Source organism: Streptomyces sp. NPDC026246, assembly GCF_055567995.1.
This window is the reverse complement of the sequence record NZ_JBVHPJ010000002.1, coordinates 344,518-369,207: the sequence shown is the minus strand read 5'-3', so window position 1 is coordinate 369,207 and position 24,690 is coordinate 344,518. Positions and strand designations below refer to the sequence as shown.

General features: G+C 73.5%; 24 protein-coding genes. 20 read left to right on the top strand and 4 right to left on the bottom strand.

All coding sequences use genetic code 11. The annotated features are described in order from the left end of the window. Positions 1 to 20 precede the first annotated feature (20 nt). Complete coding sequence (hemW, locus tag ACZ4M5_RS05790; protein WP_467733470.1) at positions 21 to 1,253, top strand: radical SAM family heme chaperone HemW; 1,233 nt, start codon at positions 21 to 23, stop codon at positions 1,251 to 1,253. A 331-nt stretch (positions 1,254 to 1,584) separates the two neighbouring features. Here the strand turns inward: hemW and ACZ4M5_RS05785 are convergent, their stop codons facing one another. Next, positions 1,585 to 2,394: a DUF3097 domain-containing protein gene (locus ACZ4M5_RS05785; RefSeq protein WP_467733468.1), complete on the bottom strand. Its 810-nt coding sequence runs from the start codon at positions 2,392 to 2,394 to the stop codon at positions 1,585 to 1,587. Positions 2,395 to 2,425: 31 nt separating this feature from the next. Then, the gene (locus ACZ4M5_RS05780) at positions 2,426 to 3,157 is read right to left on the bottom strand and encodes an MBL fold metallo-hydrolase (protein WP_467733466.1); all 732 of its coding nucleotides are present in this window, start codon (positions 3,155 to 3,157) and stop codon (positions 2,426 to 2,428) included. A gap of 172 nt (positions 3,158 to 3,329) precedes the next feature. Between ACZ4M5_RS05780 and hrcA the strand changes: the two genes are divergently transcribed. The 9 genes from hrcA to ACZ4M5_RS05735 all read left to right on the top strand — a co-directional run bounded on the left by hrcA (position 3,330) and on the right by ACZ4M5_RS05735 (position 13,774). Further along, positions 3,330 to 4,346 carry a heat-inducible transcriptional repressor HrcA gene (hrcA, locus tag ACZ4M5_RS05775; RefSeq protein WP_369195704.1) on the top strand — a complete coding sequence of 339 codons (1,017 nt, stop codon included), beginning with the start codon at positions 3,330 to 3,332 and terminating at the stop codon, positions 4,344 to 4,346. Further along, entirely contained in the window at positions 4,346 to 5,479 is a 1,134-nt protein-coding gene (dnaJ, locus tag ACZ4M5_RS05770) for a molecular chaperone DnaJ (RefSeq protein ID WP_467733463.1), read from the top strand. The genes hrcA and dnaJ overlap by 1 nt, the downstream gene beginning before the upstream one ends. A gap of 167 nt (positions 5,480 to 5,646) precedes the next feature. After that, the gene (locus tag ACZ4M5_RS05765; RefSeq protein WP_467733461.1) at positions 5,647 to 6,717 is read left to right on the top strand and encodes a nitronate monooxygenase; all 1,071 of its coding nucleotides are present in this window, start codon (positions 5,647 to 5,649) and stop codon (positions 6,715 to 6,717) included. Continuing rightward, positions 6,714 to 7,454, top strand: coding sequence for a 16S rRNA (uracil(1498)-N(3))-methyltransferase (locus ACZ4M5_RS05760; RefSeq protein ID WP_467733459.1), 741 nt, complete (start codon positions 6,714 to 6,716; stop codon positions 7,452 to 7,454). Before ACZ4M5_RS05765 ends, ACZ4M5_RS05760 begins: the two co-directional genes overlap by 4 nt. 125 nt (positions 7,455 to 7,579) lie before the next feature. Continuing rightward, complete coding sequence (locus ACZ4M5_RS05755; protein WP_467734247.1) at positions 7,580 to 8,131, top strand: hypothetical protein; 552 nt, start codon at positions 7,580 to 7,582, stop codon at positions 8,129 to 8,131. Between the two features lie 45 nt (positions 8,132 to 8,176). Then, positions 8,177 to 11,371 carry a S41 family peptidase gene (locus tag ACZ4M5_RS05750; protein WP_467733457.1) on the top strand — a complete coding sequence of 1,065 codons (3,195 nt, stop codon included), beginning with the start codon at positions 8,177 to 8,179 and terminating at the stop codon, positions 11,369 to 11,371. A 124-nt stretch (positions 11,372 to 11,495) separates the two neighbouring features. Continuing rightward, a complete protein-coding gene (locus ACZ4M5_RS05745) occupies positions 11,496 to 11,849 on the top strand; it encodes a histidine triad nucleotide-binding protein (protein ID WP_467733455.1) in 354 nt (117 codons plus the stop codon). A gap of 6 nt (positions 11,850 to 11,855) precedes the next feature. Further along, the gene (locus ACZ4M5_RS05740; RefSeq protein ID WP_467733453.1) at positions 11,856 to 12,761 is read left to right on the top strand and encodes a ribonuclease Z; all 906 of its coding nucleotides are present in this window, start codon (positions 11,856 to 11,858) and stop codon (positions 12,759 to 12,761) included. Between the two features lie 20 nt (positions 12,762 to 12,781). Further along, positions 12,782 to 13,774 carry an adenosine deaminase gene (locus ACZ4M5_RS05735; RefSeq protein ID WP_467733451.1) on the top strand — a complete coding sequence of 331 codons (993 nt, stop codon included), beginning with the start codon at positions 12,782 to 12,784 and terminating at the stop codon, positions 13,772 to 13,774. 4 nt (positions 13,775 to 13,778) lie between these two features. Here the strand turns inward: ACZ4M5_RS05735 and ACZ4M5_RS05730 are convergent, their stop codons facing one another. Beyond that, the gene (locus ACZ4M5_RS05730) at positions 13,779 to 15,092 is read right to left on the bottom strand and encodes an MFS transporter (protein ID WP_467733449.1); all 1,314 of its coding nucleotides are present in this window, start codon (positions 15,090 to 15,092) and stop codon (positions 13,779 to 13,781) included. Between the two features lie 328 nt (positions 15,093 to 15,420). Here ACZ4M5_RS05730 and ACZ4M5_RS05725 point away from each other — a divergent pair, with 328 nt between their 5' ends. From ACZ4M5_RS05725 to era, 10 genes are all read left to right on the top strand, one after another. Continuing rightward, positions 15,421 to 16,317, top strand: coding sequence for a 5-dehydro-4-deoxyglucarate dehydratase (locus tag ACZ4M5_RS05725; RefSeq protein WP_467734245.1), 897 nt, complete (start codon positions 15,421 to 15,423; stop codon positions 16,315 to 16,317). Continuing rightward, complete coding sequence (locus ACZ4M5_RS05720) at positions 16,314 to 17,603, top strand: glucarate dehydratase family protein (protein ID WP_467733447.1); 1,290 nt, start codon at positions 16,314 to 16,316, stop codon at positions 17,601 to 17,603. Before ACZ4M5_RS05725 ends, ACZ4M5_RS05720 begins: the two co-directional genes overlap by 4 nt. 62 nt (positions 17,604 to 17,665) lie before the next feature. Continuing rightward, positions 17,666 to 18,832, top strand: a complete 1,167-nt coding sequence (locus tag ACZ4M5_RS05715; RefSeq protein WP_467733445.1) for a carbohydrate kinase family protein — start codon at positions 17,666 to 17,668, stop codon at positions 18,830 to 18,832. Between the two features lie 176 nt (positions 18,833 to 19,008). Next, the gene (locus ACZ4M5_RS05710) at positions 19,009 to 20,076 is read left to right on the top strand and encodes a PhoH family protein (protein WP_369195715.1); all 1,068 of its coding nucleotides are present in this window, start codon (positions 19,009 to 19,011) and stop codon (positions 20,074 to 20,076) included. 14 nt (positions 20,077 to 20,090) lie between these two features. After that, positions 20,091 to 20,588 (top strand): rRNA maturation RNase YbeY, encoded by a 498-nt coding sequence (gene ybeY, locus ACZ4M5_RS05705; RefSeq protein ID WP_190898580.1) that lies wholly within the window; start codon positions 20,091 to 20,093, stop codon positions 20,586 to 20,588. A 9-nt stretch (positions 20,589 to 20,597) separates the two neighbouring features. After that, positions 20,598 to 21,902, top strand: coding sequence for a hemolysin family protein (locus ACZ4M5_RS05700; RefSeq protein ID WP_467733442.1), 1,305 nt, complete (start codon positions 20,598 to 20,600; stop codon positions 21,900 to 21,902). Next, on the top strand, positions 21,899 to 22,258 hold the full coding sequence (locus ACZ4M5_RS05695) for an MmcQ/YjbR family DNA-binding protein (protein ID WP_467733440.1): 360 nt from the start codon (positions 21,899 to 21,901) through the stop codon (positions 22,256 to 22,258). Before ACZ4M5_RS05700 ends, ACZ4M5_RS05695 begins: the two co-directional genes overlap by 4 nt. 20 nt (positions 22,259 to 22,278) lie before the next feature. Then, positions 22,279 to 22,632, top strand: coding sequence for a cytidine deaminase (locus tag ACZ4M5_RS05690; protein WP_467733438.1), 354 nt, complete (start codon positions 22,279 to 22,281; stop codon positions 22,630 to 22,632). A gap of 42 nt (positions 22,633 to 22,674) precedes the next feature. Then, a complete protein-coding gene (locus ACZ4M5_RS05685) occupies positions 22,675 to 23,151 on the top strand; it encodes a hypothetical protein (RefSeq protein ID WP_467733436.1) in 477 nt (158 codons plus the stop codon). Between the two features lie 95 nt (positions 23,152 to 23,246). After that, positions 23,247 to 24,200 (top strand): GTPase Era, encoded by a 954-nt coding sequence (era, locus tag ACZ4M5_RS05680; RefSeq protein ID WP_467733434.1) that lies wholly within the window; start codon positions 23,247 to 23,249, stop codon positions 24,198 to 24,200. Positions 24,201 to 24,210: 10 nt separating this feature from the next. Here the strand turns inward: era and ACZ4M5_RS05675 are convergent, their stop codons facing one another. Continuing rightward, positions 24,211 to 24,657, bottom strand: a complete 447-nt coding sequence (locus ACZ4M5_RS05675) for an ATP-binding protein (RefSeq protein ID WP_467733432.1) — start codon at positions 24,655 to 24,657, stop codon at positions 24,211 to 24,213. Between the last annotated feature and the right edge of the window lie 33 nt (positions 24,658 to 24,690).

Here is a 24,690-nt window from a genome sequence, read left to right as displayed (position 1 = left end):
GGTGCTGGACAATGGAAGGCATGCCTTCCGCACTCCCCGACGGCGATCCCGTCCCCGCCGACGGCGCGCTGCCCGCGTCCGCGCTCGCCGGGGCCGCCGACCGCCCCCTCGGGTTCTACCTGCACGTCCCCTACTGCGCGACCCGCTGCGGCTACTGCGACTTCAACACCTACACGGCGACCGAGCTGCGCGGCACCGGCGGCGTGCTCGCCTCGCGTGACAACTACGCCGGGACGCTCGTGGACGAGGTCCGGCTGGCCCGCAAGGTGCTGGGCGACGACCCGCGGGCCGTGCGGACGGTGTTCGTGGGCGGGGGCACGCCGACGCTGCTGGACGCCGAGGACCTGGTCCGGATGCTGCGGGTGGTCCGCGAGGAGTTCGGACTCGCGGAGGACGCCGAGATCACGACCGAGGCGAATCCCGAGTCGGTGGACCCGGCGTATCTGGCGGCCCTGCGCGAGGGCGGCTTCAACCGGATCTCCTTCGGCATGCAGAGCGCGCGGCAGCACGTGCTGAAGGTGCTGGACCGCACCCACACGCCCGGGCGGCCCGAGGCCTGCGTCGCGGAGGCCCGGGCGGCCGGGTTCGAGCACGTGAACCTGGACCTGATCTACGGCACGCCGGGGGAGTCCGACGACGACTGGCGGGCCTCCCTGGACGCGGTGCTGGGCGCCGGACCCGACCACGTCAGCGCGTACGCCCTGATCGTCGAGGAGGGCACGCAGCTCGCGCGGCGGATCCGCCGCGGCGAGGTGCCGATGACCGACGACGACGTCCACGCCGACCGGTACCTGATCGCCGACGAGGTGCTCTCCGGTGCCGGGTTCGACTGGTACGAGGTGTCGAACTGGGCGACCTCCGAGGCGGGCCGGTGCCTGCACAACGAGCTGTACTGGCGGGGCGCCGACTGGTGGGGCGCGGGACCCGGGGCACACAGCCACGTGGGCGGCGTGCGCTGGTGGAACGTGAAGCACCCCGGCGCGTACGCGGCCGCGCTCGCGGCGGGCAGGTCGCCCGGGGCCGGGCGGGAGCTGCTCGGCGAGGAGGACCGGCGGGTGGAGCGGATCCTGCTCGAACTCCGGCTGCGGGACGGGGTGCCGCTGTCCTTGCTGCGGGAGGAGGGCCTGGCCGCGTCCCGCCGGGCGCTGTCGGACGGACTCCTGGACGCCGGGCCGTACGAGCAGGGCCGGGCCGTACTGACCCTGCGCGGCCGGCTGCTGGCGGACGGCGTGGTGCGGGACCTGGTCGACTGACGGCGGCTGCCGCGCGGGCCTGCCGGACGCGGCGGTCTGCAGGGAGCCGCCGCGGGACGGGCGTGCCGGTCCCGGTGCAGCGACGGGGCGGGGCGCGATGGGTGTGCCGGACCCGGTGGACTGCAGGGAGCGGCCGCGGGACGGGCGTGCCGGATGCGGCGGAGCGGCGCGGCGGAGAGCGACGGGCCTGCCGGACTCGGTGCGGCGGCGCGGCTGGGGGGACCGGTGCGCCGATCCCCGTGGGCCGGCGTGGCTGAGGGCGGCGGGGCTGCCGGGCCCGGTGGCGGACGGCGGCTGCCGGGAGGGCGTGCGGGCGGGGGCCCCGGGCGGCTCAGTCCGCCGGTGCCGTCACGAAGTCGATCAGTTCTTCCACGCGGCCCAGCAGCTCCGGCTCCAGGTCCTTGTACGAGTGGACGCCCGACAGGATCCGCTGCCAGGCCGCGCCCGTGTTCTCCGGCCAGCCCAGCGCACGGCACACGCCCGTCTTCCAGTCCTGGCCGCGCGGGACCCGGGGCCAGGACGCGATGCCCAGGGCCGACGGCTTCACCGCCTCCCAGACGTCGATGTACGGGTGGCCCACGACCAGCGCGTGCTCGCTCGTCACCGACTCGGCGATGCGCCACTCCTTCGAGCCCGGCACCAGATGGTCGACCAGGACGCCGAGGCGGGCGTCCGGGCCGGGTGCGAAGGAGTCGACGATGGACGGCAGGTCGTCCACGCCCTCCAGGTACTCCACGACCACGCCCTCGATGCGCAGGTCGTCGCCCCAGACCTTCTCCACCAGCTCGGCGTCGTGCCGCCCCTCGACGTAGATGCGGCCCGCCCGGGCCACGCGGGCGCGTGCGCCGGGGACCGCCACCGAGCCGGAGGCCGTGCGGGCGGGGCGGGCCGGAGCGCCCGGCGCCGGGCGGACCAACGTCACCGCCCTGCCCTCCAGCAGGAAGCCGCGCGGCTCCATCGGGAAGACCCGGTGCTTGCCGAAGCGGTCCTCCAGGGTCACCGTGCCCGCCTCGCAGCGGATCACCGCCCCGCAGAACCCGGTCCCCGGCTCCTCCACCACCAGGCCCGGCTCGGCCGGGACCTCGGGAACCGGCTTCGGCTTCTTCCACGGCGGGGTCAGATCGGTCGAGTACTGGCGCATTCGCACGACGATAGGGAAACCCGCCGGACGCTCACGACGACACGCCGAAACGCGCGGCCAGCGCGTCGCGTTGGGCGCGGACGAACGCCGCGTCCACCACCGCTCCGTGACCGGGCACGTACAGCGCGTCCTCGCTGCCCAGGGCGAGCAGGCGGTCCAGGGCGGCCGGCCACTGCGCGGGCACGGCGTCCGGACCCGCCTGCGGCTCACCCGACTCCTCGACCAGGTCGCCGCAGAACACCACCTCGGGATCGCCCGGCACCAGCACGGCCAGGTCGTGCGCGGTGTGCCCCGGACCCACGTTCGCCAGCAGCACCTGCCGGCCGCCGCCCAGGTCCAGGGTCCAATCGCCGGAGACCAGGTGCCCGGGCGGAGCCAGCCGCTCCGCCGCCTCCCGGGCCGCGGAGGCCGCCAGGCCCTGGCGCACCGCGTCCTCGCGCAGTTCCTCGCGGTCCCGCGCCCGCGACAGCACCGCGTCCACGCCCACCGCGCCGAAGGATTCGGTGCCGGGAAGCGCCCCGGCACCGAGAACGTGGTCGAAATGCGGGTGGGTCAGCGCGAGATGTGTCACACGCCGACCGGTGAGCGCCTGCGCCTGCGCGCCCAGCCGCGCGCCCTCGGTGAGGCTCGACCCCGCGTCGATCATGAGGACCGCCCCCTCGCCGACGACCAGCCCGATCGTGCAGTCCCACACCGGCAGCCTGCACCGTCCCACACCCGCGGCCACGCGCTCCCACCCGAGGTCTTCCCAAGTCACCGTCATACCGGGACGCTAGCGGTGCGCCCCGCCCCGCGGCGCGACGGCGCACGACCAGCCTTGCCGGGGGCGTACCCCACCGCCGTACACTGGGCCGGGGAATGCTGGCACTCGCACGCGCAGAGTGCCAGGCCGCGAACGGCGGGCAACGGGCGGACGACTTCTGGAGGTGTGCGCGATGCTCAGTGAACGCAGACTGCAAGTGCTGCGCGCCATCGTCCAGGACTACGTCGGCACCGAGGAGCCGGTCGGCTCCAAGGCCCTCACCGAGCGGCACAACCTCGGCGTCTCCCCGGCGACCGTGCGCAACGACATGGCGGCCCTGGAGGACGAGGGGTACATCGCCCAGCCGCACACCAGCGCCGGGCGGATCCCCACCGACAAGGGCTACCGGCTGTTCGTCGACAAGCTCGCCGGAGTCAAGCCGATGACCGCGCCCGAGCGGCGCGCGATCCAGAACTTCCTCGAGGGCGCCGTCGACCTCGACGACGTCGTGGCGCGCACGGTGCGGCTGCTCGCGCAGCTCACCCGCCAGGTCGCCGTCGTGCAGTACCCGTCGCTGACCCGCTCGACCGTGCGGCACGTGGAGCTGCTGGCCCTCGCGCCCGCGCGGGTGATGCTCGTGCTGATCACGGACACCGGGCGGGTCGAGCAGCGCGTGGTGGACTGCCCGGCGCCTTTCGGCGAGGCCTCGCTCGCGGATCTGCGCGCGCGCCTCAACAGCCGCGTGGCGAACCGCCGTTTCGCGGATGTGCCGAGTCTGGTGGAGGATCTCCCGGAGGCGTTCGAGCACGAGGACCGGGGTACGGTCTCCACGGTGCTCTCCACACTCCTGGAGACGCTCGTCGAGGAGAACGAGGAGCGGCTGATGATCGGCGGCACCGCCAATCTGACCCGCTTCGGTCATGACTTCCCCCTCACGATCCGGCCCGTGCTGGAGGCGCTGGAGGAGCAGGTCGTGCTCCTCAAGCTGCTCGGCGAGGCGAAGGATCCGGGCGTGACCGTACGGATCGGTCACGAGAACGCCCACGAAGGACTCAACTCCACGTCCGTCGTGTCGGTCGGCTACGGTTCGGGCGGCGAGGCAGTCGCCAAGCTCGGCGTGGTCGGACCGACCCGCATGGACTACCCGGGAACGATGGGAGCGGTACGCGCAGTGGCACGGTACGTCGGACAGATCCTGGCGGAGTCGTAGTGGCCACGGACTACTACGCCGTACTCGGCGTGCGCCGCGACGCGTCGCAGGAAGAGATCAAGAAGGCCTTCCGGCGGCTCGCCCGCGAGCTGCACCCGGACGTCAACCCCGATCCGAAGACCCAGGAGCGGTTCAAGGAGATCAACGCCGCTTACGAGGTGCTGTCGGACCCGCAGAAGAAGCAGGTCTACGACCTCGGCGGCGACCCGCTCTCGCAGGCCGGCGGCGGCGCGGGCGGCTTCGGAGCCGGTGGCTTCGGGAACTTCTCGGACATCATGGACGCCTTCTTCGGCACGGCGTCGCAGCGCGGACCGCGCTCGCGCACCCGCCGCGGCCAGGACGCGATGATCCGTATCGAGATCGAGCTCGACGAGGCCGCCTTCGGTACGACCAAGGACATCCAGGTCGACACCGCCGTCGTCTGCAACACCTGCAACGGCGAGGGCGCGGCCCCGGGCACCTCCGCCCAGACGTGTGACATGTGCCGCGGCCGCGGTGAGGTCTCGCAGGTCACCCGGTCCTTCCTGGGCCAGGTCATGACGTCGCGCCCCTGCCCGCAGTGCCAGGGCTTCGGCACGGTCGTCCCGACGCCGTGCCCCGAGTGCGCGGGTGACGGCCGTGTCCGGTCCCGCCGGACGCTCACGGTGAAGATCCCGGCCGGTGTGGACAACGGCACGCGCATCCAGCTCGCCGGTGAGGGCGAGGTCGGCCCCGGCGGCGGTCCGGCCGGTGACCTCTACGTCGAGATCCACGAGCTGCCCCACGCGCAGTTCCAGCGGCGCGGCGACGACCTGCACTGCACGGTCACGCTCCCCATGACGGCGGCGGCCCTCGGCACGAAGGTGCCGCTGGAGACGCTGGACGGCTTGGAGGAGGTCGACATCCGCCCCGGCACCCAGTCCGGTCAGTCGATCCCGCTGCACGGCCGTGGTGTCACGCACCTGCGCGGTGGCGGGCGCGGCGACCTCATCGTGCACGTCGAGGTCCAGACCCCGACCAAGCTGGACCCCGAGCAGGAGCGCCTCCTGCGCGAACTGTCCAAGCTCCGCGGCGAGGAGCGCCCCACGGGCCAGTTCCAGCCGGGCCAGCAGGGGCTGTTCTCGCGGCTGAAGGACGCGTTCAACGGGCGCTGAGCCCGCGACCGGAGCGACTGACGGAGACCCGGAGCGGCGTCGACGGCGCCGCCGGGAGAGGGTTGGCGCAGCCGTCGAGCGCGGCTGCGGAAGCGGGCATTCCTCTGGTCTATGCCACACGGCAGGCCGGTTTCGGACGGGCGCGGAGGACGTGACAACATGCGGTCATGTCCTCCGCTCTGACCGATCTCTTCCCGCTCCCGATCGTGCAGGCCCCCATGGCGGGCGGCATCTCCGTGCCGCAGCTCGCCGCCGCCGTGTGCGAGGCGGGCGGGCTCGGGTTCCTCGCCGCCGGGTACAAGACCGCCGACGGGATGTACCAGGAGATCAAGCAGCTCAAGAGCCTCACGGGCAGGCCGTTCGGCGTCAACGTCTTCATGCCGCACCCGGATCTCGCCGACCCCGCCGCCGTGGACGTCTACGCCCACCAGCTGGCCGGTGAGGCGACCTGGTACGAGACCGAGCTCGGCGACCCCGAGAGCGGACGCGACGACGGCTTCGAGGCCAAACTCGTCGTGCTGCGCGACAACCCCGTGCCGGTCGTGTCGTTCCACTTCGGCGTCCCGGACCGCGAGGTGATCGACACCCTGCACCGCGTCGGGACCTTCGTCCTGGCCGCCGCGACCACCCCGGACGAGGCCCGGGCCGTGGAGCGGGCCGGCGCGGACGGCGTCATCGCGCAGGGCGTCGAGGCCGGCGGCCACCAGGGCACCCACCGGGACACCCCCGAGGCCGACGGCGGCGGCATCGGACTGCTCTCCCTGGTCGCGCAGGTGCGCGAGGCCGTCACCATCCCGGTCGTCGCCGCGGGCGGCATCATGCGCGGCGGCCAGATCGCCGCCGTGCTCGCGGCGGGGGCCGGCGCCGCGCAGCTCGGCACGGCCTTCGTCCCCACGCACGAGTCGGGTGCGCACGCCCTGCACAAGCAGGCCCTGACCAATCCCCTCTTCGTCCGCACGGAACTGACCCGGGCCTTCACGGGCCGCCCGGCCCGCGGCCTCGTCAACCGGTTCGTGCGCGAGCACGGCCCCTACGCGCCCGCCGCCTACCCCGAGGTCCACCACCTCACCGCGCCGCTGCGCAAGGCCGCCGCCAAGGCGGGCGACGCCCAGGGGATGGCGCTGTGGGCCGGGCAGGGGCACCGGATGGCGCGGGAGATGCCCGCCGGGCATCTGGTCGAAGTGCTCGCCGGGGAACTCGCCGCCGCCCGTGCGGCGCTGGCGGGGGGTGCGCGATGACCGCGCCGGTGTTCGTGGTCGAGCACTTCCGGGCGGGCGGCGGCGGCCGGTACGTGCTCGACGGGCCCGAGGGGCGGCACGCCGTCTCGGTGAAGCGGCTGCGGGCCGGCGAGGACGTCGTCCTCACGGACGGCGCGGGACGGTGGGCGGACTGCGTCGTGCTCGGTACCGAGGGCAAGGACCGGCTGATCGTCCAGCTCGACTCGGTGAGCGAGGAGCCGGCGGAGCAGCCCCGGGTGACCGTCGTGCAGGCCCTGCCCAAGGGCGACCGGGGCGAACTGGCCGTCGAGACCATGACCGAGGTCGGTGTCGACGCGATCGTGCCCTGGGCCGCCGCGCGGTGCATCACGCAGTGGAAGGGCGAGCGCGGGGCCAAGGCCCTGGCGAAGTGGCGGGCGACGGCCCGCGAGGCCGGCAAGCAGTCCCGCCGGGTGCGCTTCCCCGAGGTCGCGAACGCCGCGACCACCAAGCAGGTCGCCGCGCTGCTCGCCGGGGCGGACTTCGCGGCCGTGCTGCACGAGAGCGGCGAGGAGCCCCTGGCGACGACGGCTCTGCCGTCCACCGGCGAGATCGTGCTGGTCGTCGGCCCCGAAGGGGGCGTGTCGCCCGAGGAGCTGGCGCTGTTCGAGGAAGCGGGGGCCGGGGCGTACCGCCTCGGGCCCAGCGTGCTGCGCACGTCGACGGCCGGTACGGCGGCGGCCTCCGTACTCCTCGCCCGCACGGGCCGCTGGTCCTGACCTCCTCGCTCGGGAGGCACTGCCCCGAGGGGGATCTGACGGAGCCTCAGGAGCGGCTTCCGCTGCGCGGTTGACGCCTTTGCGCCCTACCGCGCCGACCCCGTCGGTGGCAGGCTGCCCCCATGATGGGGGCATTCAGGAGGATTCGGCGGGGGTCGCGGGGGCGTCGCACGGCGGTGGCGGCGGTGTTCGCGGTGGTCGCCGTGGGCGGTGCCGTCGCGTGCGAGCCCGGCGGCATCAGCTCCGCGTCCGTCGCGTACACCGTCGACGAGACCGTGACCAAGGAGCTGAACCGGCAGAAGGCGGGCGTGCGCTGGCTGACCTGCACGGCCTCCTACGGCAACGGCGGCAAGGCGTCGCCGTCGGCGGGCGGGTCCGGTGAGCGGACCGTCGCCTCGGTCGACTGCCAGGGGGAGACGAAGGACGGCAAGGACATCGACGTCACGGGCCGGGTCACCCACGCCGTCGAGGGCGCCTGCGTGCGCGGCACCATCACCGCGAAGGTCGACGGCAAGACCTGGTTCACGGTCGACGGGCTCGGCGACTGCGACCGCACCAGCCCGCCGCCGGTCGGCGGGGGCGGGAACGGGCAGCCCGGACCGGCCGTCACCGTGACGGTCACCCAGACCATCTGGTGCGACCGCTACCCGGACTGCCGCCCCGTCGAGGGCAAGTGATCCGAACCCTGTCCGCGCGACGGCGTCCCTGCATAGGGTGATCGGGTGACATCGCCTGCTTACCTCCGGTTCCCCCATGTGCACGGTGACCTGGTCGCCTTCACCGCCGAGGACGACGTGTGGCTCGCCCCGCTCGACGGCGGCCGGGCCTGGCGGGCCAGCGCCGACAACGTGCCGGTGACCCAGCCCCGGATCTCGCCCGACGGCACCACCGTCGCCTGGACCTCCACCCGTGACGGCGCCCCCGAGGTGCACATCGCCCCGGTCGACGGCGGCCCGGCGAGGAGACTGACGTACTGGGGCAGCCTGAAGACGCAGGTGCGCGGCTGGACCGCCGGGGGCGAGGTCCTGGCGATCAGCACCGAGGGGCAGGCCAGCCTGCGCCGCACCTGGGCCCGTGCCGTGCCGCTGGACGGCGGCCCGGCCGCCACCCTGCCCTACGGACCCGTCGGGGACGTCGCCCACGGCCCGCACACCGTGCTGCTGTCCGCGCCGATGGGCCGCGAGGCGGCCTGGTGGAAGCGCTACCGCGGCGGCACCGCGGGCAAGCTGTGGATCGACCGCGAGGACGACGGGGAGTTCGTGCGGCTGCACGAGGACCTCGACGGCAACATCGAGTACCCGCTGTGGGTGGGGGACCGGGTCGGCTTCCTCTCCGACCACGAGGGCACGGGCGCCCTGTACTCCTCCCTCGCCGACGGCTCCGACCTGCGCCGGCACACCCCCCTCGGGGGCTTCTACGCCCGGCACGCCGCGACCGACGGCAGCCGCGTCGTCTACTCCAGCGCCGGTGAACTGTGGCTGCTCGACGACCTGGACGGATCCGAGCCGCGCCGGCTCGACGTGCGCCTCGGCGGGCAGCGCGTCGACCTCCAGCCGTTCACGGTGAACGCCTCCCGCTGGTTCGGCTCGGCGTCCCCCGACCACACCGCCCGCGGCAGCGCCGTGTCCGTGCGCGGCTCCGTGCACTGGGTCACCCACCGCTCCGGCCCGGCCCGCGCGCTCGCCGCGACGCCCGGCGTCCGGGCCCGCCTGCCCCGCACGTTCCGCGCCGACGGCGAGGAGTGGGTGGTGTGGGTGACGGACGCCGAGGGCGACGACGCCCTGGAGTTCGCGCCCGCCACCGGCCTCGCCCCGGGCGCCACCCCGCGCCGGCTCGCCGCCGGGCAGCTCGGACGGGTGCTGGACCTCGCCATGGCGCCCGACGGCAGCCGTGCCGCCGTCGCCTCCCACGACGGGCGTCTGCTGCTGGTGGAGCGGGAGACCGGCGAGGTGCGGACGGTGGACCGCAGCGAGGACGGCGACATGTCCGGCCTGGTCTTCTCCCCCGACTCGGCCTGGCTCGCCTGGTCCCACCCCGGCCCGCGCCCCCTGAGCCAGCTGAAGCTCGCCAACACCACCGACCTGTCGGTCACCGAGGCCACCCCGCTGCGCTTCCAGGACTACGCGCCGGCGTTCACGGCCGACGGCAAGCACCTCGCCTTCCTGTCGACCCGCGCCTTCGACCCGGTCTACGACGAGCACGTCTTCGACCTGGCCTTCGTGGAGGGCGCCCGGCCGCACCTGATCACCCTCGCGGCCACCACGCCCTCCCCGTTCGGCCCGCAGCGGCACGGCCGCTCCTTCGAGACGCCCGACCGGGAGGAGACCCCCGACAGCGAGGGCACCCCGACCACGCGCATCGACCTGGACGGCCTCGCCGACCGCATCGTGCCCTTCCCCGTCGAGGCCGCCCGCTACTCCGGCCTGCGCGCCGCCAAGGACGGGGTGCTGTGGCTGCGGCACCCGGTCAGCGGGGTGCTCGGCGCGGCCCGCGCCACCCCGGACGCCCCCGAACCCAAGACCGAACTGGAGCGCTACGACCTCGCCCAGCAGCGCCTCGAGCACCTCGCCGCGGACGCCGACCACTTCGAGGTCAGCGGCGACGGCAAGCGGGTGCTGCTGTGGACCGACGGACGGCTCAAGGTCGTCCCCAGCGACCGGCGTGCCTCCGGCGACGACGACAGCGACTCCAACATCACCGTCGACCTGGGCCGCGTACGCCAGTTCATCGACCCGGCCGCCGAGTGGCGGCAGATGTTCGACGAGAACGGCCGCATCATGCGCGACCACTTCTGGCGGCCGGACATGAGCGGCGTCGACTGGGACGGCGTCCTGGACCGCTACCGCCCGGTCGTGGACCGGTGCGCCACCCACGACGACCTGGTCGACCTGCTGTGGGAGGTCCAGGGCGAGCTGGGCACGTCGCACGCCTACGTCACCCCGCGCGGCGGCCACGGCACCGGCCCCCGTCAGGGACTGCTGGGTGCCGACATCTCCCGTCACGAGGACGGCAGCTGGCGTGTGGACCGCATCCTGCCCTCGGAGACCTCCGACCCGGACGCCCGCAGCCCGCTGGCCGCGCCCGGCGTCGCCGTGCGCCCCGGGGACGCTCTCGTGGCGATCGCCGGGCAGCCGGTCGACCCGGTCACCGGCCCCGGACGGCTGCTGGTCGGCACGGCGAACAAGCCGGTGGAACTGACGATCTCCCCGGCCGGTGGAGGCGAGCCCCGGCACGCCGTCGTCGTCCCGCTCGCCGACGAGGAGCCGTTGCGCTACCACGCCTGGGTCGCCGACCGACGCGCCTACGTCCACGAGAAGTCCGGCGGCCGTCTCGGCTACCTCCACGTCCCGGACATGCAGGCGCCCGGCTGGGCCCAGATCCACCGCGACCTGCGCGTCGAGGTCGCCCGCGAGGGCCTGGTCGTCGACGTCCGCGAGAACCGCGGCGGCCACACCTCCCAGCTCGTGGTGGAGAAGCTCGCCCGGCGCATCGTCGGCTGGGCCGTCCCGCGCGGCATGCGCCCCTACAGCTACCCCGAGGACGCCCCGCGCGGCCCGGTCGTGGCCGTCGCCAACGAGTTCTCCGGCTCGGACGGCGACATCGTCAACGCCGCCATCAAGGCGCTGGGCCTCGGACCGGTCGTCGGCACCCGCACCTGGGGCGGCGTCATCGGCATCGACAGCCGCTACCGCCTGGTCGACGGCACCCTGGTCACCCAGCCCAAGTACGCGTTCTGGCTGGAGGGTTACGAGTGGGGCGTGGAGAACCACGGCGTGGACCCGGACGTGGAGATCGTCCAGCGCCCGCAGGACCACGCGGCGGGCCGGGACACCCAACTGAACGAGGCGATCCGGCTGGCGCTGGAGGCGCTGGAGTCCAGTCCGGCCAAAACGCCGCCGGCCGTGCCGACCTTCTAGGGGCGCGGGACTCCGTCGATGTGCGGCTCCGCCGCGGGAGCGCGACCAGCCACAACACACCCGCACCAGACGACGATACGATGCCCGGGTCGGAGCTCGACGTCGGCCAACCCTCGGAGGAGACATGGCAGGGGAACCCCAGGACGACTGCCTGTTCTGCAAGATCGTCGCGGGCAGCATCCCGGCGACGGTCGTGCGTGAGACGGAGACGACCCTCGCCTTCCGGGACATCAATCCCCAGGCCCCGACGCACGTCCTGATCATCCCCAAGGCGCACCACGAGAACGCCGCCGCCCTCGCCGAAGCCGACCCGGCCCTCACCGCGGACCTGCTCCGCGAGGCCCGGGCCGTCGCCGAGGAGGAGAAGCTCGACAGCTACCGCCTGGTGTTCAACACCGGCAGCGGCGCCGGCCAGACGGTCTGGCACGTCCACGGCCACGTGCTCGGCGGCCGCGGTCTGCAGTGGCCCCCGGGATGACGCGCCTTGTCCGTACGTGAACTCGTGGTCCTCGGCACCGCCAGCCAGGTGCCGACCCGGCACCGCAACCACAACGGCTACCTGCTGCGCTGGGACGGCGAGGGCATCCTCTTCGATCCCGGCGAGGGCACGCAGCGGCAGATGCTGCGTGCCGGGGTGGCCGCGCACGACCTGAACCGGATCTGCGTCACACACTTCCACGGCGACCACAGCCTGGGCCTGGCGGGCGTGATCCAGCGCATCAACCTCGACCGGGTCCCGCACGAGGTCACCGCCCACTACCCCCGTTCCGGGCAGCGCTTCTTCGACCGGCTCCGGTACGCCACCGCCTACCGCGAGACCGTCGGCGTCACCGAGGCGCCGGTCGCCGCCGACGGCCCGCTCGCCCGCACCGGCGGGTATGTGCTGGAGGCCCGGAAGCTGTCGCACCCCGTGGAGTCCTACGGCTACCGGATCGTGGAGCCCGACGGCCGGCGCATGCTGCCCGAGCGGCTCGCCGCGCACGGCCTCAAGGGCCCGGACGTGGGCCGCATCCAGCGCGAGGGCTCCCTCGGCGGCGTCTCGCTGGAGGACGTCAGCGAGGTGCGGCGCGGGCAGCGGTTCGCGTTCGTGATGGACACCCGGCTGTGCGACGGCGCGTACGCGCTGGCCGAGGGCTGCGACATGCTCGTCATCGAGTCGACCTTCCTCGACGAGGACGAGCAACTCGCCGTCGAGCACGGTCACCTGACGGCTGGTCAGGCCGCGCGGGTGGCCCGGGAGAGCGGGGTGCGGCACCTGGTGCTGACCCACTTCAGCCAGCGCTACGGCGAACCTGAGGAGTTCGAGCGGCAGGCGCGGGCCGCCGGGTACGAGGGCGAGCTCAGCGTGGCACGCGACCTACTCCGGGTACCGGTTCCGAAGCGTCGGTGAAACGCCCGTACGATGCTTTGATGCCCCTCCCCAAAGCCGAACTGCACCTTCACATCGAAGGCACCCTGGAGCCGGAGCTCGCCTTCGAGCTCGCCGCGCGCAACGGCGTCACCCTGCCCTACGCCGACACGGACGAGCTGCGCGAGGCGTACCGCTTCGAGGACCTGCAGTCCTTCCTGAACCTGTACTACGAGCTCATGGCCGTGCTGCGCACCGAGCGGGACTTCGAGGACCTGGCGAACGCCTACCTGGCCCGGGCCGCCGCGCAGGGCGTGCGGCACGCCGAGATCTTCTTCGACCCGCAGGCCCACACCGGGCGGGGTCTGGACCTCGGCACGGTCGTCGAGGGGCTGTGGCGCGCGCTGGGGAGCAGCGAGGCGAACCACGGTGTCTCGACCCGGCTGATCCTGTGCTTCCTGCGCGACGAGTCCGCCGAGTCGGCCCTGGCCACACTGGACGCCGCCCAGCCCTACCTGGACCGGATCACCGGGGTCGGCCTGGACTCCGCCGAGGTCGGGCACCCGCCGGTGAAGTTCCGCGAGGTGTACGAGAGGGCCGCGGCGCTGGGGCTGCGCCGGGTCGCGCACGCTGGTGAGGAGGGGCCGCCCGAGTACATCACCGAGGCGCTGGACGTCCTCGGTGTCGAGCGGGTCGACCACGGGCTGCGCTGCGTGGAGGACCCGGCGCTGGTGGAGCGGCTGGTGCGCGACCGGGTGCCGCTGACGCTGTGCCCGCTGTCCAACGTCCGGCTGCGCACGGTGGACACCCTCGCCGAGCACCCCCTGCCGGCCATGCTGGACGCGGGCCTGATGTGCACGGTCAACTCGGACGACCCGGCGTACTTCGGCGGCTACGCCGGGGACAACTTCGCCGCCGTGCGCGAGACGCTCGGACTCGGCGAGGAGCGGCTGCGCGAGCTGGCCCGCAACTCCTTCCTCGCCTCGTTCCTGGAGGACGACGAGGAGCTGCGGGCGCGCTACCTGGCCGAGGTCGAGGCGTACACCTTCGGCTAGGCCGTCACAAGGCCTCGGACCCCGCCTTGCCGTAGGCGCGCTGGGCGGGGACGGCCGGGGCCTCCACGGGGATCTCCACCACGGGCTGCTCCGGGGCGCCGATCTCCGGGACCGCGCCGGTGGGCGTGCCGGTGGCGACGGCGACCAGCGCGGCCGGGTGGCCGCCGCGGCGGCGGATCGCGCCGGGAAGCAGCGGGCGCCCGCCGGTGTGCAGGGCGACGGCGGTCATCGGCAGGGCGATGACCAGCAGCCCGGCCCCGAGGACGGCGCCCATCGCCGGGAAACCGGCCTGCGCCGACAGGACGCTGCCGGTCAGCGGCCCGGCCGCCGTGCCCAGCGAGGACGCCGAGCCGACCAGGACCGCCCACCGCCCGCGCGGGTCGAGCGAGGCGGCCAGTCCGATCAGGTAGGACAGCACCACCGGGTACAGCGTGTTCCAGGCGATCTCCCCGGCGGCGAAGCTGCCGAACCCGGTCGCGGAGGCGCTCAGCACGATGCAGCCGGCGATGAGCGTGGTGCCCAGGCCGATCGGCACCGCCCGGCCGAGCCGCGCCCCGAGGGCGCCGGCCGCGAGCACGCCGGTGAGCCCGGCGCCCAGGGCCACGGCGAAGACGGCTCCGACGGTGGCCTCGCCGAGGTGCGCCTGCTCCAGGCCGATCCGGCCGCTCACGCCCCACAGCGAGTTCTGGGCGAGCGACCAGCACACCATGGCGGCGGCCAGCACCAGCCCGGAACGGGCGTGCGGCAGACGGGCCGTGCCGGTCCGGACCGGGGTCGGGGGAGTCCCGGCGGGCAGCTTGCCGGTCAGCGGCCACACGGCCGCGGCCGTGAGGGCGATCGCGGCGAGCGGCAGCCCGTGGCCCGGGCCGAGGTGAGGCACCGTCAGATAGACGGCGCCCGCGAGGGCGGAGACGCTGAGCAGCCCGGCGGTGGAGGCCCGGTGGGGGTCCTTCTGCCCGGCGATGAGGGCCGCGGCGACGGTGGTGGCCGTGCCGGAGCCGACCCCGCCGATCATCGCGCCGGTGACGACGGCCGGGACGGCGGTGGTCAGGGCGGCGCCGCCGTAGCCGAGCAGGGCCAGGGCGAGGCCGAGCCGGGCGAGTGTGCGGGCGCCGATCCGCTCGACGCGTGCGGCCAGGGCGAATCCGGCGGCGGCCGAGCTCAGCAGCAGGGCGCTGCCGACGGCGCCGGCCTGGGTGGCGGAGAGCGCGAGCCCGGAGTCGAGGCGGCCCACGGTGGTGGGCAGCAGATACGGGGCGAGGTACCCGGCCGTGAAAAGGGCGACGAGGGGCCAGGGAGTGGTGCGGGGGGCGAACACGGGCGTTCCCAGGGCGTGCGAAAGGAGCGGCGATCAGGGGGGAGGGGCGACGACCGTCGACGGACAGGAACGCGCGGGCAATTTGTATCAAGCAAGTACTCGGACACGGGAGCCGGATCGATGTGATCTGGAGCACATTGAGTTTGGTGGAGGGAAGCCCGGGTAAACGCGCCCCTTCGCCTGGTCGGGACCCTTGTCGCGCCCCGCCGTGGTCGCACCTGTTGACGTTCGCATACACAGCCAGCATTCTCATACGTGGATGACGTCTACGTGAGGAGATGACGTGAGCGCTGGTGCGGTAGCGGTCGCGCGGCGGCTGCGCGAGGGCATGGCGAACGGGGTGCTGTCCTTCCCGCTGACCGCCTTCCGCGACGACGGCACCCTCGATGCGGACGGCTGCCGCGCCCACGTCGCGGACCGGCTCGCCGCCTCCCCCGGCGCGGTCTTCCCCGCCTGCGGGACCGGCGAGTTCTTCTCCCTGGACGAGGACGAGTACCGGCGGGTCGTGGCCCTCACCGTCGAGGAGGCCGCGGGCCGGGTCCCCGTCGTCGCCGGCATCGGCTACGGCTGGGCCCAGGCCGCCCGGTTCGCGCGCATCGCCGAGGACGCCGGAGCCGACGCCCTGCTCGTCCTGCCGCACTACCTCGTCGAGGCGCCGCAGGACGGCCTCGCCGCCCAGGTCGAGCAGATCGCCGCCCGCACACCGCTGCCGCTGGTCGTCTACCAGCGCGGCCGGACCGCCTTCACCGCCGACTCCCTGCGCCGCGTCGCCGCCCTGCCGACCGTCATCGGCCTCAAGGACGGCCACAGCGACCTCGACCGGCTCCAGCGCCTCACCCTGGCCGCACCCGAGGACTTCCTGTTCTTCAACGGCGCCGCCACCGCCGAGGTCCAGGCCCGCGCCTACGCCGCCGTCGGCGTCCCCGCCTACTCCTCGGCCGTGCACGCCTTCGCCCCCGAGATCGCCGGCGCCTTCTTCACCGCCCTGCGCGACGGCGACGACGGCACCGTCGACAAGCTCCTGCGCGGCTTCTACGTCCCGTTCGTCGAGCTGCGCGACCGCGTCCCCGGGTACGCCGTGTCGCTGGTGAAGGCCGCCGCCCGCCTGCGCGGCCAGGCCGTGGGCCCCGTACGCGCCCCGCTCACCGACCCCGCACCGGCCGACCTGGCCGCCCTCACCGCCCTCCTCGCCACCGGACTCGACCTCGTGGGAGCCGCCCCGTGAACCTCGCCATCACCGACGTACGGCTGACGCCGATCCTGGTCGCGGACCCGCCGCTGCTGAACACGCAGGGCGTCCACCAGCCGTACACGCCCCGGCTGATCGTCGAGGTCGTCACGGCGGACGGGGTCACCGGCGTGGGGGAGACCTACGGCGACACCAAGTACCTGGAACTGGCCCGGCCCCTGGCCGAACGGCTGGAAGGACACCCGGTCAGCGATCTGAACGGGCTGTTCACCCTCGCGGACCGGGTCGCGGTCGACGGCTCCCGGGTCGAGACCGCCGTCGACGTCGGCGGGCTGCGCGGCGTCCAGACGGCGGACAAGCTCCGGCTGTCCGTCGTCTCGGCCTTCGAGGTCGCCTGTCTCGACGCCCTCGGCAGGGCCCTCGGCCTGCCCGTGCACGCGCTGCTCGGCGGCAAGGTGCGCGACGCGGTCGAGTACAGCGCCTACCTGTTCTACAAATGGGCCGCCCATCCCGAGGGCGTCCCGGCCGGGACCGACGACTGGGGCGCCGCCCTCGATCCGGCCGGAGTGGTCGAGCAGGCCCGCCGCTTCACCGAACGCCACGGCTTCACCTCCTTCAAGCTCAAGGGCGGCGTCTTCCCTCCCGACGAGGAGATCGCGGCCGTGCGCGCCCTCGCGGAGGCCTTCCCCGGGCACCCGCTGCGGCTGGATCCCAACGGCGCCTGGTCGGTCGGGACCTCCCTGCGCGTGGCCGAGGAACTGGGGGACGTCCTCGAGTACCTGGAGGACCCCGCCCTCGGCACGCCGGCCATGGCCGAGGTCGCCGCCAAGACGGGCGTGCCGCTGGCCACCAACATGTGCGTGACGACCTTCGCCGAGATCGAGGAGGCCTTCACCCGCGACGCCGTCCAGGTCGTCCTCTGCGACCACCACTACTGGGGCGGGCTGCGCCGCACGCAGCAACTCGCCGCCGTGTGCCGCGCCTTCGGGGTCGGCGTGTCGATGCACTCCAACACCCACCTGGGCATCTCGCTCGCCGCGATGACCCACGTGGCCGCCACCGTCCCGGACCTCCACCACGCCTGCGACTCCCACTACCCGTGGCAGTCGGAGGACGTCCTCACCGAGCGGATCGCCTTCGAGAGCGGACGGGTGGTGGTGTCCGACGCCCCCGGGCTCGGCGTGGAACTGGACCGCGAGCGGCTGGCCGTACTCCACCGGCGCTGGCTGGAGGACGACGGGGCGCTGCGGGACCGGGACGACGCGGCGGCCATGCGGATCGCCGACCCGGGGTGGGTGACGCCGACGATGCCCCGCTGGTAGCGGCCGCTTCCCCGCGGCGTGGTGCAGACTGGCCTGATCCGCACCACGTCAGGGAGCGCATCGTGATCGCGTCCACCGCCCCGGCAGGAAAGGACCCGGCCGGAAAGGACCCGGCCGGAAAGGGCCCGGCCGGAAAGGGATCGCACCGGCAGAACCAGGTCGATCCCCTCGCCCCGCTGCGCGCGCCGGACGACCCGCCCTGGGACGTCTACCTCACCGGCACCGTCTTCCTCGACATCGTCTTCACCGGGCTCGACTCCGCCCCGGTGCGCGGGACGGAGTCCTGGGCGCGGGGGATGGGGTCGAGCCCCGGCGGCGTCGCCAACATGGCCACCGCGCTCGCCCGGCTCGGGCTGCGCACCTCCCTCGCCGCGGCCTTCGGCGACGACCACTACGGCGAGTACTGCTGGGACGCACTGGAGCACGGCGAGGGCATCGACCTGTCCGCGTCGCGCACGGTGCCCGGCTGGCACTCCCCGGTGACCGTCTCCATGGCCTACGAGGGGGAGCGGACGATGGTCTCGCACGGCCACGAGCCGCCCCCGGAGGAGCCCGCCCCCGCCTGCCCGCCGCGCGCCCGGGCCGCCGTCGCCTCCCTCGCGCCCGGCGTGAGCGCGCCCTGGATCGCACAGGCCGCGAGCAAGGGCACCCGCGTCTTCGGCGACGTCGGCTGGGACGACACCGGCCTGTGGGACCTGGCCCGGCTGCCCGACCTGAAGCACTGCGAGGCGTTCCTGCCGAACGCGCAGGAGGCCATGCGCTACACCCGCACCGACTGCCCGCGGGCCGCCGCGCACGCCCTCACCGAGCACGTGCCGCTCGCCGTCGTCACCCTCGGCGCGGAGGGTGCGTACGCCGTGGACCGGCGGACGGGGGAGACGGCGGAGGTGCCGGCGATCGAGGTCGAGGCGCTCGACCCGACCGGGGCCGGGGACGTGTTCGTCGCCGGGTTCGTGGCCGGGACGCTGGCCGACTGGCCGCTGGCCGACCGGCTGGCGTTCGCGGGGCTGACCGCGGCGCTGTCGGTGCAGGAGTTCGGCGGGTCGCTGTCGGCGCCGGGGTGGTCGGAGATCGCGGCCTGGTGGCGCAGGGTGCAGTCCGTCGAGGGACAGGACCCCCAGGCGCTGCGCCGGTACGGGTTCCTGGCCGGGCTGGTGCCGGAGGAACTGGTGCGGCCGTGGCCGCTGCGGCGTGCCGTGCCGACGATCGGATTCCGCCGCTCGGCGTGACCCGGTCGCACCGGGAAGCCCCCCGCCGGCCGGGAGCCGCCGCGGCTGCCGCTCGTCCTCCCGTCCCCAAAACCCCTACGGCGTTGTCACCGCACCGTCGTACCCTGGGAATCGCGAGGCCGCCCTCAGCTGCGCGGCCGTGACGAGGAGGAACCGCAGGCCTTAAGCGCCGGCCCATGACTCAATCACCGACAGCTCACACCTCCGCGCAGGAGCAGGCGAGAGCGCAGTTCACCGTCCCCGCCCAGCACCCCATGGTGACCGTGCTGGGATCCGGCGACTCCCTCCTGCGCGTGATCGAGAAGGCCTTCCCGGCGGCCGACATCCACGTCCGGGGCAACGAGATCAGCGCGGTCGGCGACCCGAAGGACGTCGCCCTCATCGCGCGCGTGTTCGACGAGATGATGCTGGTGCTCCGCACCGGGCAGCCGATGACGGAGGACGCAGTGGAACGCTCTATCGCCATGCTCAAGGCGAGCGACAACGGCGAGAGCGACGGCCAGGAGACCCCGGCCGAGGTGCTCACGCAGAACATCCTGTCCTCGCGTGGCCGCACGATCCGCCCCAAGACGCTCAACCAGAAGCGCTACGTGGACGCGATCGACAAGCACACCATCGTCTTCGGCATCGGCCCCGCCGGCACCGGCAAGACCTACCTCGCCATGGCCAAGGCCGTGCAGGCCCTGCAGTCCAAGCAGGTCAACCGCATCATCCTGACCCGCCCGGCGGTCGAGGCCGGAGAGCGGCTGGGCTTCCTCCCGGGCACGCTCTACGAGAAGATCGACCCGTACCTGCGCCCGCTCTACGACGCGCTGCACGACATGCTCGACCCGGACTCCATCCCGCGCCTGATGGCGGCCGGCACGATCGAGGTCGCGCCGCTGGCGTACATGCGGGGCAGGACGCTCAACGACGCCTTCATCATCCTGGACGAGGCCCAGAACACCAGCCCCGAGCAGATGAAGATGTTCCTCACCCGCCTCGGCTTCGACTCGAAGATCGTCATCACGGGTGACGTGACGCAGGTCGACCTGCCCGACGGGACGAAGAGCGGTCTGCGCCAGGTGCAGGACATCCTGGACGGCGTCGAGGACGTGCATTTCTCCCGGCTGTCGTCCCAGGACGTCGTCCGGCACAAGCTGGTGGGCCGTATCGTCGACGCGTACGAGAAGTACGACACCACGCACGGCACCCAGAACGGCACGCACAAGAGCCGGGGCAAGTCCGCGCACAAGGGGAAGTAGACAAGCACAACACCATGTCGATCGACGTCAACAACGAGTCCGGCACCGAGGTCGACGAGCAGGCGATCCTCGACATCGCCCGCTACGCGCTCGCGCGGATGCGCATCCACCCGCTCTCCGAACTCTCGGTGATCGTCGTGGACGCCGACGCCATGGAGCAGCTGCACATCCAGTGGATGGACCTCCCGGGCCCGACGGATGTCATGTCCTTCCCCATGGACGAGCTGCGTCCGCCGTCCAAGGACGACGACGAGCCGCCGCAGGGCCTGCTCGGCGACATCGTGCTGTGCCCCGAGGTCGCCGAGAAGCAGGGCAAGGACGCGGAGACCCAGCACTCCATGGACGAGGAGCTCCAGCTGCTCACCGTCCACGGAGTGCTGCATCTGCTGGGATACGACCACGAGGAGCCGGACGAGAAGGCCGAGATGTTCGGGCTGCAGGCGGCCATCGTGGACGGCTGGCGCGCGGAGCGGGGCCTGACCGGCCCGTCCCCGGCGCCGACGGTCTCGTAACGCCCGCCGATGAGTCCTCAACTCGTTCTGGGCGCCGTCGCCCTGGTGGTCGTGGCCTGGCTCGCCGCCTGCGCGGAGGCGGGCCTCGCCCGGGTCTCCAGCTTCCGGGCCGAGGAGGCCGTGCGTTCCGGCCGCCGCGGCAGCGCCAAGCTCTCCCAGGTCGCCGCCGACCCGACCCGCTATCTGAACGTGGCGCTGCTGGTCCGCGTCGCCTGCGAGATGGCCGCCGCCGCGCTGATCACCTACGGCTGCCTCAAGGAGTTCGACGGCACGACCGAGGCGCTGCTGGTCGCCATCGCGGTCATGGTCCTCGTGTCGTACGTCGCCGTCGGGGTCTCCCCGCGCACCATCGGCCGCCAGCACCCGCTGAACACCGCGACGGTCTCGGCGTACGTCCTGGTGCCGCTGGCGCGGATCATGGGCCCGATCCCCTCGCTGCTCATCCTCATCGGCAACGCCCTCACCCCCGGCAAGGGCTTCCGGCGCGGCCCGTTCGCCTCCGAGGCGGAGCTGCGGGCGCTGGTCGACCTCGCCGAGAAGGAGTCGCTGATCGAGGACGAGGAGCGCCGCATGGTGCACTCGGTCTTCGAGCTCGGCGACACCCTGGTCCGCGAGGTCATGGTCCCGCGCACGGACCTGGTGGTCATCGAGCGCTTCAAGACGATCCGCCAGGCCCTCACCCTCGCCCTGCGCTCCGGCTTCTCCCGCATCCCGGTGACCGGCGAGAACGAGGACGACATCGTCGGCATCGTGTATCTGAAGGACCTGGTCCGCAGGACGCACATCAGCCGGGACGCCGAGACCGAGCAGGTCTCCACGGCCATGCGGCCCGCCTTCTTCGTGCCCGACACCAAGAACGCCGGCGACCTGCTGCGCGAGATGCAGAAGGAACGCAACCACGTCGCCGTCGTCATCGACGAGTACGGCGGCACGGCCGGCATCGTCACCATCGAGGACATCCTCGAGGAGATCGTCGGCGAGATCACCGACGAGTACGACCGCGAGCTGCCCCCGGTGGAGGACCTCGGCAAGGACCGCTTCCGGGTCACCGCCCGCCTCGACATCGGCGACCTGGGCGAGCTGTACGGCCTGGAGGAGTTCGACGACGAGGACGTCGAGACGGTCGGCGGCCTGCTCGCGAAGGAACTGGGCCGGGTCCCCATCGCCGGTGCGTCCTCGGTGGTCGCCCTGCCCGACGGGCGGGAGCTGCGGCTGACCGCGGAGGCCGCGGCCGGCCGCCGGAACAAGATCGTGACGGTCCTGGTGGAGCCGGTGGAGCCGCAGGACGCCCCGCAGGAGGAGAAGGCGCAGTGACCCCCCAGGAGCTGCGCGCCTTCTGCCTGTCCTTCGCGGCGGCCGAGGAGGACTTCCCGTTCAGCCCGGAGATCTCGGTCTTCAAGGTGTGCGGGAAGCTCTTCGCCCTGTCGTCGCTGGACGCGCGCCCCCTGAAGGTCAACCTCAAGTGCGACCCGGACGAGGCCGTCCGCCTCCGCCGGGAGCACGCGGGGCTCGTCGTGCCCGGCTGGCACATGAACAAGCGCCACTGGAACACCGTCACGGCCGACGGGGGCCTCCCCGACCGGCTGGTCCGGGAACTCGTCGAGGACTCCTACGACCTCGTCGTCGCCGGGCTCCCCCGGGCGGACCGCCTCCGCCTGGACCGGCCCTGACCCTTCCGTATGCTCGGATCATGACCGACAGCAGCGCGCTCGACCCCGAGGACCGCAAGATCGTCACCCTGGCCCGTTCCGCGCGGGCCCGCAACGGCGTGCCCGAGGGGGCCGCCGTACGGGACGAGACCGGGCGGACCTACGTCGCCGGCACCGTGGCCCTCGACTCGCTGAGGCTCAGCGCCCTGCGGACCGCGGTGGCGATGGCCGTCGCCTCCGGCGCCCGCTCCCTGGAGGCGGCGGCCGTCGTCACCGACGCGGAGTCGGTCGCCGACGAGGACCGGGCAGCCGTGCGGGACCTCGGCAGCGCGCAGACGCCGGTGCTCCTGGCCGGGCCCGACGGGACGGTCCGGGCCACCCTGACCGCCGGCTGAACTCCCCCCGCGACCGGGGGGAGAAACGAGAACCGGCATCCCATGAGACGCGACAGCTTCGCCGCGGGTGCGGCGCCGGCGGCCGGGGCCCTCGCGGCCCTCGCGCTCGCCCTCGCCCCCGCGGCCCACGCCGTCACCCCGGTGACCGCGACGATCAGCGCCGACTGCGGCGGCTTCGGCAGCGGCCGGGGCACGCTCACCGCGACGCAGAGCGGCACCGCCGTCACCTTCACGATCAGGTCCTCGGCCATCACCGCCCCGATCTCCCTCGGCAAGGACACGATCACCTCCACCCTCACCCTGAAGAGGGCCGGCGGCGGCACGGTCTCCTTCACCGGCAGGGCGAACCCGGCCCTGGCGGCCGGCGCCCCCGTCGAGGTCGGCCCCCTGCGCGGCACCGTCGCCCGCGGCGACCGCCTGGAGGCGCACGGCGGGTCGCTGCGGCTGACGGCCTTCGGCCTCACCGCCACCTGCACGGCGACCGGGCCGCAGTCGCCCGGCCCGTTCGTCTTCGACTGAGCCGCACCGCGCATCGGGGGCCCGGCGAGCACACGGCCGCGGGGGCGGACGGACCGCTGTGCGGAGCGGCCCGGAGGATCAGGGAGAATGGCGGCATGAGTGTTCGCGCAGAGTCATCCGAGAAGTCCGGCGAGACCGCCCACCGTGCCGGCTTCGCCTGCTTCGTCGGCCGCCCCAACGCGGGCAAGTCCACCCTGACGAACGCTCTGGTCGGGCAGAAGGTGGCGATCACCTCCAACCGGCCGCAGACGACCCGGCACACCGTGCGGGGCATCGTGCACCGTGAGGACGCCCAGCTGATCCTGGTCGACACCCCGGGCCTGCACAAGCCGCGCACGCTGCTCGGCGAGCGGCTGAACGACGTGGTGCGCACCACCTGGGCCGAGGTCGACGCGATCGGCTTCTGCCTGCCCGCGAACGAGAAGATCGGCCCCGGCGACCGCTTCATCGCCAAGGAGCTGGCGGGGATCAAGAAGTCGCCGAAGGTCGCCATCGTCACCAAGACGGACCTCGTCGACGGCAAGACCCTCGCCGAGCAGCTGATCGCCGTCGACCAGCTGGGCAAGGAACTGGGCATCGAGTGGGCGGAGATCGTCCCGGTCTCGGCGGTCGGCGACCAGCAGGTCCAGCTGCTGGCCGACCTCCTGATCCCGCTGCTGCCCGAGGGCCCCGCCCTCTACCCCGAGGGCGACCTGACGGACGAGCCCGAGCAGGTCATGGTCGCGGAGCTGATCCGCGAGGCCGCCCTGGAGGGGGTCCGTGACGAGCTGCCGCACTCCATCGCCGTCGTGGTCGAGGAGATGCTCCCCCGCGAGGACCGCCCCGCCGACAAGCCCCTGCTCGACATCCACGCCAACCTCTTCATCGAGCGCTCCAGCCAGAAGGGCATCGTCATCGGCCCCAAGGGCAAGCGCCTGAAGGAGGTCGGCATCAAGTCCCGCAAGCAGATCGAGGCCCTGCTGGGCACGCCCGTCTTCCTCGACCTGCACGTGAAGGTCGCCAAGGACTGGCAGCGGGACCCCAAGCAGCTGCGGCGTCTGGGGTTCTGATCCCGGGCCGCTAGGACGCCGTCGCGAAGCTCGCCCACACGGCGTTGCCGCCCGTGAGCGGCGAGCGGACGACACCCCAGGCGTCCGCGACTTCCCGGACCAGCAGCAGGCCCCGTCCGCCCTCGTCGTCCGGGCCCGGGCAGCAGGCGGGGATGCCGCGCCCGGAGCGGTCCCCGTCGTGCACCTCCATCCGCAGCCGGGCGTCGGTCAGCAGCTGCACCCCGCACAGGATCCGTTCGCTGAGCGTGTGCAGCACGGCGTTGGTGACCAGTTCCGACACCAGCAGCACGGCGTCGGCGCACACCTCGTCGGGCACCTGCCACGAGGCCAGCCGGTCCCGCAGGGCGCGCCGGGCCAGACCGGCGCTGGTCCGCAGCGGCGGCAGTTCCAGCCAGTCGGCGCGGCCGGGGCGCACCGCCTCGAGGAACCGTGGGGTGGACGTCGTGTGGGGGGACACGGGGGTCGCCTTCCGTGGGGGGTGGAAGAACAG